Origin of the sequence: Rhodoferax sp., from assembly GCF_037143375.1 — a bacterium.
Lineage (GTDB): Bacteria > Pseudomonadota > Gammaproteobacteria > Burkholderiales > Burkholderiaceae_C > Rhodoferax.
The window spans coordinates 15389-31333 of sequence record NZ_JBAWYV010000035.1 but is presented as its reverse complement, the minus strand read 5'-3'; the positions used below and the strand labels follow the sequence as shown (position 1 = coordinate 31333).

Sequence of the window (15945 nt, the reverse complement as noted above, 5' to 3'; positions counted from 1 at the left end):
CGCAGCACCTCAATGCGCTCAATGTCTTGCAGCGCCACGGTTTGCATACCCGTCTCAATGCTGCCAATGAAATAAGGCGAGTAAGCCGAGCGACCATCCACCAGCACCTGAACCCGGTTGGAATAGCCCCCAAAACCACCGTGGTAACTGGCCATGGGCGCGACATTCTCAAACGTCGTGCTGGTCTGAAACCCTGGCACCAGTCGCAGCAAGTCCGCCACATCACGCGCGCCGGACAACCGAATCATGTCGCGGTCCAGAATGGTGACGGCACCGGGGGTTTCGTCCAGCCGTTGCGGCAGGCGCGAAACGGACAGCACGATCGGCATGTCCGATAAAAAATCTTTCTCAGATACGGTTTCGGGGAGTTGTGCGGAGGCGAGCCCCGTCCAACCCAAGATGCAAATGAAGGCAAATGAGTGATTCATACGAGGCTTTAATAATTTTTCTGCTCCCATTCCCCGATTTTGCCTTGCTGCACGTCAACATCTCCTTACATTGCGGATCGATCTTCTAAAATTTAGGGGTGAACACCATCCTTAACATCTCCGCCTACAAATTTATCCCGCTGCCCGATGCTGTGGCGCTTCAGGGCACCCTGCTGGAACGCGCTTTGGCCTTGCAACTCAAGGGCACGATTCTGCTGGCTGGCGAAGGCATCAACCTCTTTCTGGCGGGTCCGGCCGAAGCCGTGCGCGGTTTTGTGAGCCAGCTCCAAGCCGATGAACGCTTCAGTGACGTGGCCCCCAAAGAGAGTTGGTCTGAAGCGCAACCGTTTAAAAAGATGCTGGTGAAGGTCAAGAACGAAATCATCCGCATGGACCACCCGACGATTCAACCGTCGGCCGGTCGGGCACCCGCCGTGAGTGCCGCCACGGTCAGGCGCTGGTTGGAGACGGGGTTTGACGACGAGGGACGCGCCGTAGTCACGCTCGACACGCGCAACGATTTTGAAGTCGACCAGGGCACGTTTGAGGGCGCGATTGACTGGCGCATCACCAAGTTCACCGAGTTTCCCCAGGCCTTGCTCGACCACCAAGCCGATCTAAAAGATAAAACCGTGGTGAGTTTTTGCACCGGTGGCATTCGCTGCGAGAAGGCAGCGATTTTGATGCGTGAGGTCGGGCTGGACCATGTGTACCAACTCGAAGGCGGCATCCTCAAGTATTTTGAGGAAACCGACGGGGCGCATTACCAAGGCAACTGCTTTGTGTTCGACGAGCGTCGGACCCTGGGGCCCGACTTGTCTGCTAAAAATAGTGTCAAATAGGCTTCTAGCGCTTATATTTCTTGCGCAAGCAGCTATTAATACTATAGCAGTACGTTGACTGTTTAAGCGCGAAATTTGGCGGTGACTTCAGCCACGCGCTGACCAAACAACTTGGCGGTGTCCAGATCACCCTGGGGCATTTCTGCCGGGCTTGAATCGGAGGGCGACTGTGCCATGGCGCCGGCGAAGGAACCCACGTAGTTGATGTCGTTGCGTTGCGCAGCCTTGCTGTTGCTGGGCATTTGCGCGGTGCCGACCCAGATGCCGCCTTGCTGCATGGCCAGCGTGAACAGGTAGTGCAGCGTGGAGTGCTTGTCGCCATTCATGGAAGCGCTGTTGGTAAAGCCGGCAAAAATCTTGTTTTTCCAGGCTTGGCTGAACCAGGGTTTGCTCGATGCATCGGCAAACTTCTTGAACTGCCAGCTGACCGAACCCATGTAGGTGGGTGAGCCCATGATGATGGCGTCGGCGGCGTTGAGGGTTTCCCAAGCTGCGTCGGTCAGGTTGCCTTCGGCGTCAATCGCCACCAATTCGGCGCCTGCGCCGTCTGCCACGGCTTGCGCCATGCGCAGGGTGTGACCATAACCAGAATGAAATACGACTGCTACTTTTGACATTTGAAATACTCCTGAAGAAAGTTGAAAGAGAAAAATTTATTCAGCGCTGAGGTCGAACACCAGCACTTCGGCGTTGACGGCCTGATCCAACGTGATTTGGGTTTCATCGCTGATCAAAGCCGCATCGCCGGTTGAAAGCACCACGCCATTCACCGCCAACGCACCGCGCACCAGATGCACATAACACTTGCGATGGGGCGCCAAGGTCAGCGCGGCCGTCTGTGCGCCATCGAACAGCCCGGCGTACAAACGCGCATCTGCATGGATCGTCACGGACCCCTCAGCACCGTCGTTGGAGGCGACCAGCCGCAAGTTGCCCTGCTTCTCGGCCTCCGCAAACGTCTTTTGTTCGTAGCTCGGGGTCACGCCCATCACGTTGGGCTCGATCCAGATTTGCAGCAAATGCGTGGTGGCATCAGGTGCGTGATTGAACTCGCTGTGTTGCACGCCGGTGCCGGCGCTCATGCGCTGCACATCGCCGGGCGGAATCGCCTTGACGTTGCCCATGCTGTCCTTGTGCGCCAGCGAGCCTTGCAACACGTAGGTGACGATTTCCATGTCGCGGTGGCCATGGGTGCCAAAGCCCTTGCCGGCCGCAATCCAGTCTTCGTTGATGACCCGCAGGTTGCCCCAACCCATGTGCGCGGGGTCGTAATAACCGGCAAACGAGAAGCTGTGAAACGACTTCAGCCAGCCGTGGTCGGCAAAACCGCGTTCTTGTGATTTCCGAACCATCAACATGAAACTCTCCAAAAAATTTATCGATTGAGTGAACTTTAGCGCCAGCGGATGGTTTGGCGATCCAGCGCGTTTGATGGCATCATTCAAAATATTCGAATTAAAAGGAGTTATCCGTGCAAACTGCCCGCGATGTGTTGACCCCCGACGCCCTCGCCATGCTGCAAACCATCGCCGCCACCGGCAGTTTTGCCGCGGCCGCCCGTGCCTTGGGCGTGGTGCCCAGCGCCCTGACCTACCGGGTGCGCCAGATTGAGGATGCGCTGGATGTGCTGCTGTACGACCGCAGCTCGCGCCAGGCACGCCTGACCGAGGCCGGGGCTGAATTACTGCTGGAAGGCGGCCGCTTGCTGGAACAAATTGATGCCGTGGCCAACCGGGTCAAACGGGTTGCTACCGGATGGGAGACGCAACTCACCATTGCCGTGGACACCATCATCTCCAAGGCCACGGTGATGGAGTTGTGCGAAAGTTTTTACAGTCTGAGCCCGCCGACCCGCATCAGGCTGCGCGATGAAACCTTGTCGGGCACGCTGGAGGCACTGACCTCCGGCCAGGCTGACCTAGCGCTGGGTGTGGCCGATGCCAGTACCAGTGCCGGCATTCACAGTCTGCCACTGGGCGATGTGAACTTTGTTTATGCGGTTGCGCCGCACCACCCGCTGGCCAACGCCCCCGAACCCCTTAAAGACGAGTTGATCCGCCAGCACCGGGCGGTGGCGGTGGCGGACACCATTTCGCGCGGCCGGGGCCTGAGCTACGGCCTGCTGGGTGGCCAGGATGTGTTCACCGTCGCCACCATGAAAGACAAGCTGGATGCGCAACTGCGGGGCCTGGGCAGTGGCTTTGTACCGGAATGCATGGCCCGTGGTTTCATCGAAACCGGTCGGCTGGTGGTGCGCCAGGTCGCCCGTCCGCAACGCATCGTCCGCCTCAATTACGCCTGGCGTCATGTCGCAAAATCAGGCCACGGCCATGCGCTGGCCTGGTGGTTAAGCCAGCTTGAAAGTGCCACGACCCGCGCCGCTTTGCTGGAGCGTCACCGAGGGGTGTAAAGTCACACCAAACCACACGATTAATCAACCCTTGAAAGCCCCATTTATGACCTTATCAACACCAAAATTAAAAAAGATCGCTGTCATCGGCGCAGGCATGGCGGGCGTCTCCTGTGCTCGCACGTTGGTGCAAGCCGGCCATCAGGTCACGCTGTTTGAAAAGAGCAAGGGTATTGGCGGACGCATGGCCACCCGCGAAAGCGCGTTTGGCACGTTTGACCACGGTGCGCAATATTTCACCGTGCGCGACGCCCGCTTCAAACTGGCCCTCGACACCGTACCCGGCCTGAGCAAAGCCTGGAGTGCCAACGCGGTACAAATTCTGGACGAGAACGGCCAGATCGCCGCCGCCAGTCTGCCCGCCAAAGATGTCCATTGGGTGCCCACGGAAGGCATGAACACGCTGCCCAAAGCCCTGGCCCAAACGCTGCTTGACGCGCACAAGGTGGAACTGGAAACCCGTGTCACGCATCTGGAACGCGATGCGCTCAATGCCGGTCTCTGGCAGTTGCGCACCGAAGGCGTTGATGGTGCAGCCCATGTATTTTCTGGCTTCGATACCGTGCTGCTGGCCATCCCGGCACCGCAGGCCACGGCCTTGCTGCAAACTGCGCCTGAAACCAGTGCGATGGCCCAGCAACTGGACGTCGTGAAAATGGCGCCTTGCTGGACGCTGATGCTGGCATTTCCGCAGGCAGTGCAACCCGGCCTTTCAACTCTGGGACCGCAGTGGAATGCCGCGCGCAGCACGCACCACCGCATTGCCTGGCTGGCCCGCGAATCGAGCAAGCCCGGTCACGCCAACATCGAACGCTGGACCGTGCAGGCCAGCGCCGCGTTTTCTCAGGACCACCTGCAAGACGATGCCGCGCGTGTGCAAGCCAAGTTGTTGAAGGCGTTCTCTGAAGTCACGGGTATTCGCGCCGAACCGGCCCATGTGGAATCGCACCGCTGGCTCTATGCCCAGACCACCACGCCGCTGGGCAAATCGCATCTGTGGGATGCCAAGTCCGGTGTCGGCCTGTGCGGCGACTGGTGCCTTGGCCACCGGGTTGAAGAAGCGTTTATCTCCGGTCACGAACTGGCGCTGGCTCTGGTTTAAAGGTTTGGCAGCGTGGGGGCCCGTTACACCGGTCGTTTTGCCCCCTCGCCCACCGGGCCCCTGCACGCGGGCTCGCTGGTCGCCGCGCTGGCCAGCTGGCTGGACGCTAAATCTCATGACGGCGAGTGGCTGGTTCGCATCGAGAATGTTGACAGCGCACGTTGTTTGCCGGGCATGGACCGGGTCATCTTGCAGCAATTGGCCGATTGCGGCTTGCACCCGGATGCACCCCCCGTCTGGCAATCACAACGCAGCAGTTTGTACCAGCAGGCGCTTGACGCCCTGGTGGCCAACGGCCTGGCTTACCCCTGCAGATGTTCACGCAAAGACATTCAAACCGCTTTAGACCGCTTGGGGCACGGCCACACGCGCCATGGTGAACGGGTCTACCCCGGCACCTGCCGCACCGCTCTGTCGTCCCCGGCGAGCGATGTTTCAGCCGCTCATTGGTCGGCTTGTGCCTGGCGGCTGCGCACTGATGTTTATGCATCAAATAGACCCCTAGCCCCCGTATCACCTGCGCAAGCAGCTACTGATTCAGTAGCAAATCATAGGATCCATTGGCATGACCGACGTCTGGGCCAGCAGCAGCAGGATGTGCAGCAGGAGGTCGGCGACTTTGTATTAAAAAGAGCGGATGGCTGTTTTGCCTACCAGTTGGCGGTGGTGGTGGATGACGCAGCGCAGGGCGTGACCGATGTGGTGCGCGGTGAAGATTTGACGGACAACACGGCGCGGCAAATTTTTTTGCAGCACTGTCTGGGGCTGCCCACACCGCGCTACCTGCACACGCCTTTGGTGCTGGGGGCCGATGGCCAGAAGTTGTCCAAGCAAAACGGGGCTTTGGCGCTGGACACCTCGGCGCCGCTTTTGATGCTTCAGCGTGCGGCGGCTTGTTTGGGCTTACCGGAGGCGGATGATTCGGCTTCTGTGGGCGAAGCATTGGCGGGCTGGGTTCGGGGCTGGCGAATCACATAGCTTATTTACAATCCCCCTCGTGAACGATACAAACCCAACCCCACCCACGCCTGCCGACGCAGACCAGACCCGAACCCTGCGCATCCGGGGCAGCATGCCCGAGGGCGTGGCTTACCCCAAAACCATCAAGAGTTTTGTGCGCCGCGCGGGCCGCATCACCACCGGCCAGACCAAAGCGTTTGAAGACATTGGCCCCCAGTTTCTTTTCCCCTACCAGGCAACCGCTATAGATTTTGTAGCTGCTTACGCAGATAGAACGGGGGCTAGAGGCCAAATTGACTTAAATAATTGCCCGGTTATCCTGGAAATCGGGTTTGGCATGGGCGAGGCCACCGCCCACATTGCCGGCGTGATGCCCGAGAAAAACTTTTTGTGCTGCGAAGTGCATGAACCCGGCGTCGGGGCGCTGCTCAAGCGCATTGGCGAGCAGGATTTGCACAACATCCGCATCGTGGCGCACGACGCGGTGGAGGTCATCGACCACATGCTGCCGCTGCAAAGCCTGGATGGCGTGCACATTTTCTTTCCCGACCCCTGGCACAAGAAAAAACACAACAAGCGCCGCCTGATCCAGGCACCGCTGATCGCCAAACTGGCTGCGCGGCTTAAAGTGGGCGGCTACCTGCACTGCGCCACCGACTGGCAGCCGTATGCCGAGCAGATTCTGGAAGTGCTGAGCGCCGAGCCACTGCTGAAAAACACCGCCGCCCTGACCCACCCGGAACTCGCGGGCTACGCACCCAAACCGCATTACCGCCCGCTCACCAAGTTCGAGAACCGCGGCATCAAGCTCGGCCATAGCGTGTGGGACGTGGTGTTTGAACGGATTTAAGCCCCCGGCTCGCAACGGCGTCGGGCCCAGTTGCATCGGATTACCGGGCGGTGACTGGCCCACGACGCTGGATTTTCTGGCCGAGCGGCTCTCCAACGTCACGCGCGAGGTCTGGCACCAGCGCATGGTCGCCGGCGATGTGGTGGACGAACACGGCGTTACGCTGGCGCCCCACCACCCGTACCAGGGCCATGTGCGGGTGTACTACTACCGCGCCGTGCCGGATGAGCCGCACATTCCGTTTTACGCGCAAATTCTGTTTCAGGACGCGCACCTGATCGTGGTCGACAAACCGCATTTTTTGCCGGTCGTACCCTCGGGCGGCTACTTAACTGAGACCGTGCTGGTGCGGCTCAAACAACAACTCGGCATTGAGACGCTGGTGCCGGTGCACCGCATTGACCGCGATACCGCCGGGCTGGTAATGTTTTCAGTGCAGCCTGAAACGCGGGCGGCTTACCACGCGCTGTTCAGCCAGCGCACGGTCAAAAAAACCTACGAGGCGATTGCGCCGTGGCGCGCGGAGGTGGCGATGCCCCAGCGGCGCGAAAGCCGCATTGTGGAGGCAGGTCACTTCATGCTGCAGCACGAGGTGAGCGGCCCGGTTAACGCGGTGACCGACCTGGCCTTGATGGAAGTTCAGGGCCATTTGGGCCATTACCGTTTGAGCCCGGTGACCGGCAAGCGCCACCAGTTGCGGGTGCACATGGCGGCGCTGGGCTTGCCTATTTTGGGCGATGGCCTGTACCCCACGCTCACGCCCGAGGGTCAGATTGACTATGACCATCCGCTGCAACTGCTGGCCCGCTCGGTTGAATTCACCGATCCCGTGAGCGGGCAACTCAGGCGCTTCGAGAGTCAGCGACGGCTCACTTTTCCGTGACAAGACCCCGAAACAGAAACCCGTCAGGTTGGTAGAGTGCCGCTAAATCAAGCCCCAGCCCGGTGAACGGGTGAGCGCCACGCCGATGATGTAGCTCACGCTGAGCAACGCTGCCACGAAGTAGGGCAGCCGTTGCGAGGGCGGCGTTTTACGGCCCAAGGCGCGCATCCCGAACAAAATATAGGCCAGCAGCGCCAGCACCTTGGCCGTGAGCCAGCCGTTCACAAACGGATATTGCCCGATCTGACAGGCCATCCAGAGCGCCGCACTCAGCAGCACGGTGTCTACGATGTGAGGCGCCCGGCGCAGCAGCACCGACTGCCACCAGGGCCGCGATTGCAGTTGCAAGGTGCCGCGCACGACAAACAAGGTGATGCTGAGCACCACACACGTCACGTGCAGGGTTTTGACCCAAAAATAGTAGGTGGCCAGGTTATTAACCATCCTTGCCATCCAACCGTGTCTGCATCAACCAGGGCGTAAAAATCCACAGGTAAATCAGGAACGCCACGCTCCAGGCGATGGCCGCAGCCACCAGCGATGCGCCATACAACGAGGGCGCCAACAAGGGCAGCAGCACCCGCAGCACGGCCGCCGTCATCACCAAAATGTAAGCCCCTATTTCAGCCGGCGTCACGTTCAAAGGCCGGCCGGTGTGACCCCGCGCGGTGCGGGTAATCATGCCCATGATGATGCCGCCCAGGGCGCCCACCGCCAACGCATGCACGCCCGACGACACCGGCACCAGGCCGATTTGTGCCAGCGCCAGCAGCCCCAGCCCCAAGGGAATCCAGGCATAGGAGACATGAAGAATCCACAAAATGGGACGCTGCAGCACGACCTTGGCGCGCCAACCGAGCAAGCGATTTACATGCAAACCACTGGCCAGCGCAAGCAGCATCAGGCTCAGCCAAGCGGGCCCGGTCAGCACCCAGGATGCCAAACCCAAGCCGGTGGCGCCCAGAGTGATGCGCTCGACCCACACGTTGGGCGTCAACTTCAATCCAGGGGTCACGGCCATGGTGAAAGCCGGAATCACCCGCCCGCCCATCACGCACAACATCATGACCACCCCCGCCAATGCCGCGTACAAAGGCGTGAGCGCCGACACGCTCAACGCCCCCGACACCGACAGGTGAAACACCAGATTGGCAGCAGCCAGCAACACCAGAATCAGGCCCAAAGGCAGGTTGCGGTAATTGCGTGAAAGCAATAGCAAACGAATCAAGATACCCGCCACCAGTGGCAACAGGGCCAAGTCCAGCACGGCAAACACTGGATAAGGCCCGGCCACCGCCGTCACGCGGGCGCCCAGCCACAGCAAGACCAGCGCGCCCAGCCACGGACCACGCGGCGTGGGCAAGCCGGTCCAGGCTTTGCCCGCCGTCATCAAAAAGCCCACGATGATGGCCACGGCAAACCCGAACAACATTTCGTGCGCGTGCCACAGCAAGGGCGGCACACTCGGGCTTGACGCCACCTGCCCCAGAAACATCGCGATCCAAAAAGGCACGTTCAGCGCGGCCAGCAGGGCACCACCGACATAAAAAGGCCGAAAACCCAGCCGCAGAAAGGGCTGACCGAGTGGCCGCTGTGAAGCCAGTTTGACGTCGCTAAAAATAGGCAAGGAATCAGGTTTCATGGGCATTGAATAACAGGGGTGATCCGGATTTTAATAAAGGCATTTTATATGCATCTTATGCGATTCAAAGCTACACTAGCGCAAACCTCTGCCCACCCTGCACCCTGTGTGAACGGATACAGCTGGGGCACCCCCGATTCAAAGTGAAGGATTTTTCTTGAAAATCATCGGCCTCATTGGCGGCATGAGCTGGGAATCCACGGTGCCCTACTACCGTCAAATCAATGAATCGATCAAGGTGCAACTCGGCGGACTGCACTCGGCGCGACTGATTCTCTACAGCGTTGACTTCCATGACATCGAGCAACTCCAGCGCGCGGGTGACTGGGCGGCGGCAGGTGAACTAATGGCGCAGGCCGCCCGGTCCCTTGAATTGGCCGGGGCTGAATTGCTGGTGCTTTGCACCAACACCATGCACAAGGTGGCCGACGCCATCGAAGCTGCCGTGCGTATTCCCCTGCTGCACATTGCCGACCCCACCGCCCACGCGATTAAAAAAGCGGGTTTCACCCGTGTCGGCTTGCTCGGCACCCGCTTCACCATGGAGCAGGATTTTTACCGAGCAAGGCTCGAACATCAGCACGGCCTGCAAGTGGTGACGCCCACCAGCGCTGACCGTGACAGCGTGCACCGCATCATTTACGAGGAACTGTGCCTCGGCCAGATCGATGCAACTTCGCGCAACGATTACCGACGCATCATGGCGAACCTTCAGGCGCAAGGCGCACAGGCCATCATTTTGGGCTGCACAGAAATCACACTGCTAGTCAGCCAGCAGGACGCCGAAGTTCCCCTGTTTGACACCACCCGGCTGCATGCATTAGCCGCAGCTCAATGGTCGCTGGCCGCCCCATGAAGGAACCCCATGCGACTGACTGACTACACCGACTACACCTTGCGGGTGCTGATGTTTTGCGCCATGCACCCGGAGCGCTCGATCACCATTGCCGAACTGGCCGACAGCCATGCGGTGTCTAAGAACCATTTGATGAAGATCGTCAACGACCTGGCGCGCCAGGGTTTGCTGCAGACTACGCGCGGACGGGGCGGCGGTTTACGCCTGCTCAAACCGGCCGCTGAGATTCGTATCGGGGATGTGGTGCGCCAATCAGAAACCGATTTCAGGCTGGTCGAATGCTTCGATCCCAACCACAACGCCTGCACCCTCACCGCCAATTGCCAACTGAAGCAGGTCTTCAAGACCGCCCTCAATAGCTACCTGGCAGAACTCGACAAAGTGACCCTGGCCGATATCGCAAGCCCCCTGCGTGCCCAACCACAGGCCGTTGCAGCCCAGTTCAACGTGGTATCGATGCACAAAATCACACGCAACCCACTGGGTTAGCGGCTAAATTTATTTCTTCTTGAGTGAGTCAGCACTGGTCAAGGGCTTATGGTCCCAGTCGTAGTTCATGAGCTCCCGAAACGACTCTTCGTCCATATCAGCCAGATTCATATCCAGGTCGACGTCCAGTGGCTCCATAGGGGGCGGCAATGTCATGGGTGCGGAGTTCAACGCCTGAGGAACTAGCGGCAAAGGGGCTGAAAAGGGGTAGTCAGGCTGCGTCACCTTCACTGACTTCAGCGAGGAATGGGGCGACACCGGCTGCGAAACTGTGGCGGCCTCTTGCTCTTGGCTAGCAGGCGGCTTGGGCGTCGGCTGCTTTGGTACTGGAGACTCATCAACTGGCAAACCGGTGCGCCAGGCTGAGGCCTCTGCCCGGCGGTTCCATAACAAGGCGATGGCGGCCAGGCACAGCAGCACCAGGATCATGAGCGCATAGATTAAAGCCGCGGGCGTCCGCTCGGACTCGGCCTTCAGCAATTGCTCACGAAGTGCTATGAGGGTGACCTCATTTTTGGCCGCTTTATCGGCTAAGGACTTGATATCGGCCTGGAGTTGCAACATGAGTTGCGAGTCGCGCACGACCTCGTCTGGCGGTGCGGCAACTGAAACAGCCGTGGCAGTCTCGAGTGTGGAAATGCGTTTTGCCAGATTTTCAATCGGGTCCAACCGCAACCGTGGGCGCTCGGCAGCGACTGGTTTGCTTTTGGCCGAGCTTGGGGTGGGAATCAATTTAACCTGGCTTGCAGCTTCGGAAGTTTTAGCCGTTGCCGGGCTGGCGGGAGATTTTGGTTTGGCCAGTGGCTTGGCAGCGCGGGGCGCCTTCGCAAGGGGAGCCGCAGTGACCGCCTCCGTGGGCACGACGGTGGGCACCATCGGCGCCGACTCGCTAGCCACGGGGACTGCGGGGGCCACAACATCGCTCGGGTAGTCGGCCAACAGCACATAGCGGCGGGTATTTTTGGCCCCACAACCAGCGCGAAGGTAAATCGTCACCATCGGTTCGTCCACCAGCGCGGTAGACACCACCCTTAACCGGGCGGTGTCGCGCTCGGCACCGGGCTCGGCTATCACTTTCACCCTGCCGGCTTCCTGTTTGCTGTCCGCGTGGAACACGTCCGCCTCGGCACAGAGGGAGGATGCCTCCTGACCGGCATCGAGTTGAACGTTCACCGTCAACGCCAGCGGTTGACCAATCCAGGCTGCGCCACGGGCGGGGCCCAACGTCAGTGCCGCACTACTGAGTGCTGCGCCCGCTACCAAAACCCCTACTGCTGCTGATTTAACCTTCATTGCCGCCCTTACATGTTGAAACATTCTCGCATGTACTAGCACGAAACCGCAAGGTCTCTTTTAAGACAGGTCACTTCGTTACAACAGAGGGGCGCAGCTATATCAAGCTTTTATTTCTTTGGCGCTGATCTGGTACCTGAAATCATCCGGCGCGTAGGAATCCAGACGACCCGAAGCGTTTTCGGCTACGGGGTACATGAAAAAGCCCAGTTTCGGGCCTTTGGCATGCGGCAGGCTCACGTCGTGGGCCGTGTTGAAAGCCATCCAGTTGCCTTCCCAACCGCCAAACAGCGCCTTGTTGACCGGCGCCACGAGGGCATTTTTCGGCGACTTGATCCACTCCGGCATTTCCTGGCGCATGACCTTGGCCACATCCGCGGGGTCCATGCCGACCCAACCCTGGCCTTTGAGAAACACCTCGGCACGGCAATGTTGCGCGCCTTGCAGCTTGGCCGGGTTACCGCCCAGCTCCCGGTAGCCAAAAGCCGAAGGCGCCACACGCAAGCCGTACACATCGCGGGCGGGCAAGCCCACCGAGCGGCACAGGCCGACGAACAAGGCATTCAGGTCAGCGCACTTGCCGCCCAGGTTGCCGGTTTCCAGCATCGACTTGATGTCGCCTTCGCCGCAACCGCGCACTTTGGGTTCGCGAAAGGTGTTGGCAACGATCCAGTCATAAAGTTTCTGGGCTTTTTCAGCATCGGAATGGGCGCCCTTGATGGCCTCTTGCGCAGTTTTTCGCACAATACCGTCGATCGGCAACAGGCTGGTCGGCTGGGTCCAGTATTTCAAATCGTCAGCGTCTTCAGCCGTTTCTTGCTTACCGGACCAGTCCACCGAACGATTCTGAGTCTGGATGCGGCTGGTCAACTCGACATAAGGCTTGGCCTCGTTCTCCGCAAACTCAACAAAGAGCATGCGGGCACCATAGCGGGCATCCGAGGTCAGCTCGGTTTTTCCGTTGCTGGAAAAACTGCTGTCCAATGACTTTTGCCAGTCGGTATTGACCGAAGGAATGGGCAACCAGACACGAGTCGCGCCCTGTGGCTTGGCAATGTCGACCCGGGTCGTCACCTCAAAGGTGCGCCAGGTGCCGGGCTGGGGTGAAAACTGGCGCTCAAGCGGCACAGGCACCGCAGCAGTTTGTGCAAAATTAATAGCAGGCAGCGCAGATGCGACGGCGGCTAGAGCCGTATTTCTTAAAAAATTACGGCGAGCAAGGGCTTGAACGGTGGTCATAAAAAGAACTCCGGAATGGGATGAAAGAGAGCGCCATCGGGGCCGGTCAAGAGACCCCAAACTGGCCAAGTTGAACGCGGGCAGGCCCGGTTCAGCGGGGGAATTATCGCTGCAGGCCAAACCCTCAAAAATGAATCAAAATTGCAAGCCACACGTGCCCACCATGAACTCACACCCCTACACCCACACCGTCGGCACCACCACGTACAGCTTTCGAGATTTGAAAGACCTGATGGCGAAAGCGACACCCCCGCGCTCGGGCGACTTGCTGGCGGGCGTGGCAGCGGCCAATGCCGAGGAGCGTGCGGTAGCGCAGATGGCGCTGGCTGAAGTGCCGCTCACCACCTTCCTCAGCGAAGCGCTGGTGCCTTATGACACCGACGAGATCACGCGCCTGATCCTGGACACGCATGACGCCGCGGCCTTTGCGCCAGTGAGTCATTTAACGGTCGGCGATTTTCGCAACTGGTTGCTGGGTGATGCCGTAGACGGCGCAGTGCTGGCTGCTCTGGCGCCGGGCATCACCCCCGAGATGGCCGCTGCGGTCAGCAAACTCATGCGCAACCAGGACCTGATTCTGGTGGCGCAAAAATGCCAGGTCGTCACCCAATTTCGCAACACCCTCGGCTTAAAAGGCCGCCTCGCGACCCGCCTGCAGCCCAATCACCCGACCGATGACGCCACCGGCATTGCCGCCAGTCTGCTGGACGGTTTGCTCTATGGCAGCGGTGACGCGGTGATCGGCATCAACCCGGCGACCGACAACGTGGCCCAAGTCATCAAGCTGGTGACGATGCTCAGCGACGTCATCGCGCAGTACGAAATCCCGACCCAGTCCTGCGTGCTGACCCATGTCACCAACACGATTGAGGCGATCAACCGGGGCGCGCCGGTGGACCTGGTGTTCCAGTCAATTGGCGGCACCCAGGCCACCAACGCCAGCTTTGGCGTCAACCTGGCGCTGCTGGGTGAAGCGCGCAGTGCGGTTTTGTCGCTGCAGCGCGGCACGCTGGGCAGCAATGTGATGTATTTTGAGACCGGCCAAGGCAGCGCACTGTCGGCCAACGCGCACCACGGACTCGACCAGCAAACCTGCGAGGCGCGTGCCTATGCGGTGGCGCGCCACTTCAAGCCGCTGCTGGTGAACACAGTGGTCGGCTTCATCGGCCCTGAGTATTTGTACGACGGCAAGCAGATCATCCGCGCCGGACTGGAAGACCATTTTTGCGGCAAGCTGCTCGGGCTGCCAATGGGTTGCGACGTCTGTTACACCAACCACGCCGAGGCCGACCAGAACGACATGGACGTGCTGCTGACCCTGCTGGGCGTGGCCGGTTGCAATTTTGTGATGGGCGTGCCAGGCTCGGACGACATCATGCTCAACTACCAAAGCACCTCGTTTCACGATGCGCTTTATGCACGGCGCGTGCTGGGCTTGCGGCCTGCGCCGGAGTTTGAAGCCTGGCTGCAGAAGATGCAGATTTGTGCGGGTGATGCGCCGTTCCGGCTCAACCCGGCGCTGCCGCCTGCCTTTCAAAATGCCCTGTTGCGCCTGCGCTGAATCACCATGAACGACCCCTTATCGCCCGTCATCGCCAACCCGTGGCAAGCTCTGCGCCAATGGACTGACGCCCGCCTTGCGTTGGGGCGCGCTGGCGTGAGCTTGCCTACTGCGGCGCATCTGGATTTCCAGTTGGCCCATGCCCGCGCCCGCGATGCCGTGCATCTGGCACTGGATGCGCCGCAACTATCGCAAACGCTGGACGCGGTGCTGGAAGGTCAGAAAACGCCCTGCCTCACCCTGCACAGCGCCGCCGCCGACCGCACGGCTTACCTGCAGCGCCCCGATCTGGGACGCCGCCTTGATGCTGCGTCACGGCACGCGCTGGCCTCACTGGCCAGCCCGCTTCAGTCAGCGACCACAAGGCCTTATGACGTGGCTTTTGTGGTGGTGGACGGCCTGTCAGCGCGGGCCATTGAGCAAAACGCCGCGCCCTTTTTGGCCAGCATGACACCCCGGTTAGCTGCTGAAAATTGGCTCATCGCCCCGGTTTGCGTCGTGCTGCAAGGGCGCGTGGCGATTGGCGATGAAGTGGGCGAAATGCTCGGCGCCAAGCTCGTGGTGGTGTTGATTGGGGAGCGTCCGGGCCTGAGTTCGCCCGACAGCATGGGCCTGTACCTGACCTGGATGCCGCGCGTGGGCTTGCTCGATGCCAGCCGAAATTGCATTTCCAATGTGCGACCGGCGGGGTTGGGTATTGAGGCCGCCGCCGACAAACTGCACCATCTGCTCACCCAAGCTCGCGCACGGCAATTGTCCGGTGTCGACCTCAAGGAGGACACCGGCGGCGACCCGTTGTTAGCGTTGAGCGCTGCGAAGAACTTCCTGCTTTAGCAAAGGCTCCACCAGTCGGGCTGCCGCCTGGCCGGTCCAATCCAGCTCGCCCCGCACGACGCCTTTCACGCGACCATCCGCAGCGATCAGCACCGTGGTCGGGAAGGCGGTAGCGCCCCATTGGCGGGCCATCACCCCATCGGGGTCGAGCAACACCGGCAGCGTCAGACCAGTGCGTTGCACATAGCGCTCGGCCACCGTTTTGGATTCCTTGAAATTCAGCGCCAGCACCACCAGTTTTTCGGGGCCGTAAAACTGCGACAGGGATTGCAGCGATGGCATCTCGGTGCGGCACGGCTCGCACCAACTGGCCCAAAAGTTGAGCAACACCGCCCTGCCCTTCAAGTCAGCCAGGCGCCATTGTTGGTCGTTTAAATCGGTGCCTGACAACGCAGGGATTGGTTTGCGCGCCGGCCAGGGAACGACCTCAAAACCCTGCGCTTGCGTCCACGAAGCAGTCCCCAGCATGCAAACCATCAGCATCAGCCGAATGATTGGCCGCACGGGTTGGCACACGGGGTCCGCTGAAGGGTTCTCCAAGACAAACTGAGGGCGC

General features: G+C 60.2%; 18 protein-coding genes. 10 read left to right on the top strand and 8 right to left on the bottom strand.

All coding sequences use genetic code 11. The annotated features are described in order from the left end of the window. The coding region (locus WCG50_RS07820; protein WP_336899026.1) for a Plug domain-containing protein at positions 1-428 on the bottom strand (428 nt) is incomplete at its 3' end. Positions 429-526: 98 nt separating this feature from the next. On the opposite strand from WCG50_RS07820, the gene WCG50_RS07815 reads away from it, so the two are divergent. Beyond that, a complete protein-coding gene (locus tag WCG50_RS07815) occupies positions 527-1270 on the top strand; it encodes a sulfurtransferase (protein WP_336899025.1) in 744 nt (247 codons plus the stop codon). Between the two features lie 62 nt (positions 1271-1332). On the opposite strand, the gene WCG50_RS07810 is transcribed toward WCG50_RS07815, so the two are convergent. After that, on the bottom strand, positions 1333-1887 hold the full coding sequence (locus WCG50_RS07810; RefSeq protein ID WP_336899024.1) for a flavodoxin family protein: 555 nt from the start codon (positions 1885-1887) through the stop codon (positions 1333-1335). Between the two features lie 36 nt (positions 1888-1923). Then, positions 1924-2628 carry a pirin family protein gene (locus WCG50_RS07805; protein ID WP_336899023.1) on the bottom strand — a complete coding sequence of 235 codons (705 nt, stop codon included), beginning with the start codon at positions 2626-2628 and terminating at the stop codon, positions 1924-1926. 113 nt (positions 2629-2741) lie between these two features. Here WCG50_RS07805 and WCG50_RS07800 point away from each other — a divergent pair, with 113 nt between their 5' ends. The 5 genes from WCG50_RS07800 to WCG50_RS07780 all read left to right on the top strand — a co-directional run bounded on the left by WCG50_RS07800 (position 2742) and on the right by WCG50_RS07780 (position 7475). Next, entirely contained in the window at positions 2742-3680 is a 939-nt protein-coding gene (locus WCG50_RS07800; RefSeq protein ID WP_336899022.1) for a LysR family transcriptional regulator, read from the top strand. A gap of 46 nt (positions 3681-3726) precedes the next feature. Beyond that, positions 3727-4782 (top strand): FAD-dependent oxidoreductase, encoded by a 1056-nt coding sequence (locus WCG50_RS07795; RefSeq protein WP_336899021.1) that lies wholly within the window; start codon positions 3727-3729, stop codon positions 4780-4782. A gap of 12 nt (positions 4783-4794) precedes the next feature. Continuing rightward, on the top strand, positions 4795-5760 hold the full coding sequence (gluQRS, locus tag WCG50_RS07790; protein WP_336899020.1) for a tRNA glutamyl-Q(34) synthetase GluQRS: 966 nt from the start codon (positions 4795-4797) through the stop codon (positions 5758-5760). Positions 5761-5854: 94 nt separating this feature from the next. Then, the gene (gene trmB, locus WCG50_RS07785) at positions 5855-6592 is read left to right on the top strand and encodes a tRNA (guanosine(46)-N7)-methyltransferase TrmB (protein WP_336899029.1); all 738 of its coding nucleotides are present in this window, start codon (positions 5855-5857) and stop codon (positions 6590-6592) included. Beyond that, a complete protein-coding gene (locus WCG50_RS07780; RefSeq protein WP_336899019.1) occupies positions 6579-7475 on the top strand; it encodes a pseudouridine synthase in 897 nt (298 codons plus the stop codon). The genes trmB and WCG50_RS07780 overlap by 14 nt, the downstream gene beginning before the upstream one ends. A gap of 42 nt (positions 7476-7517) precedes the next feature. On the opposite strand, the gene WCG50_RS07775 is transcribed toward WCG50_RS07780, so the two are convergent. Further along, on the bottom strand, positions 7518-7919 hold the full coding sequence (locus WCG50_RS07775) for a SirB2 family protein (protein WP_336899018.1): 402 nt from the start codon (positions 7917-7919) through the stop codon (positions 7518-7520). Further along, entirely contained in the window at positions 7912-9117 is a 1206-nt protein-coding gene (locus WCG50_RS07770) for an NnrS family protein (protein ID WP_336899017.1), read from the bottom strand. The genes WCG50_RS07775 and WCG50_RS07770 overlap by 8 nt, the downstream gene beginning before the upstream one ends. Positions 9118-9274: 157 nt before the next feature. On the opposite strand from WCG50_RS07770, the gene WCG50_RS07765 reads away from it, so the two are divergent. Both WCG50_RS07765 and WCG50_RS07760 read left to right on the top strand, forming a co-directional pair. Continuing rightward, entirely contained in the window at positions 9275-9973 is a 699-nt protein-coding gene (locus WCG50_RS07765) for an aspartate/glutamate racemase family protein (protein ID WP_336899016.1), read from the top strand. Positions 9974-9982: 9 nt separating this feature from the next. After that, positions 9983-10462 carry an Rrf2 family transcriptional regulator gene (locus WCG50_RS07760; protein ID WP_336899015.1) on the top strand — a complete coding sequence of 160 codons (480 nt, stop codon included), beginning with the start codon at positions 9983-9985 and terminating at the stop codon, positions 10460-10462. Positions 10463-10471: 9 nt separating this feature from the next. Here the strand turns inward: WCG50_RS07760 and WCG50_RS07755 are convergent, their stop codons facing one another. Next, entirely contained in the window at positions 10472-11755 is a 1284-nt protein-coding gene (locus WCG50_RS07755; RefSeq protein WP_336899014.1) for a hypothetical protein, read from the bottom strand. A gap of 102 nt (positions 11756-11857) precedes the next feature. Beyond that, positions 11858-12994, bottom strand: coding sequence for a transglutaminase domain-containing protein (locus WCG50_RS07750; RefSeq protein ID WP_336899013.1), 1137 nt, complete (start codon positions 12992-12994; stop codon positions 11858-11860). A 163-nt stretch (positions 12995-13157) separates the two neighbouring features. Here WCG50_RS07750 and WCG50_RS07745 point away from each other — a divergent pair, with 163 nt between their 5' ends. Both WCG50_RS07745 and eutC read left to right on the top strand, forming a co-directional pair. Next, entirely contained in the window at positions 13158-14555 is a 1398-nt protein-coding gene (locus WCG50_RS07745; protein WP_336899012.1) for an ethanolamine ammonia-lyase subunit EutB, read from the top strand. Positions 14556-14561: 6 nt separating this feature from the next. Next, a complete protein-coding gene (gene eutC / locus WCG50_RS07740; protein WP_336899011.1) occupies positions 14562-15389 on the top strand; it encodes an ethanolamine ammonia-lyase subunit EutC in 828 nt (275 codons plus the stop codon). Here the strand turns inward: eutC and WCG50_RS07735 are convergent. Continuing rightward, positions 15354-15893 (bottom strand): TlpA disulfide reductase family protein, encoded by a 540-nt coding sequence (locus WCG50_RS07735; protein ID WP_336899010.1) that lies wholly within the window; start codon positions 15891-15893, stop codon positions 15354-15356. The two genes, eutC and WCG50_RS07735, sit on opposite strands and share 36 nt — an antisense overlap. Between the last annotated feature and the right edge of the window lie 52 nt (positions 15894-15945).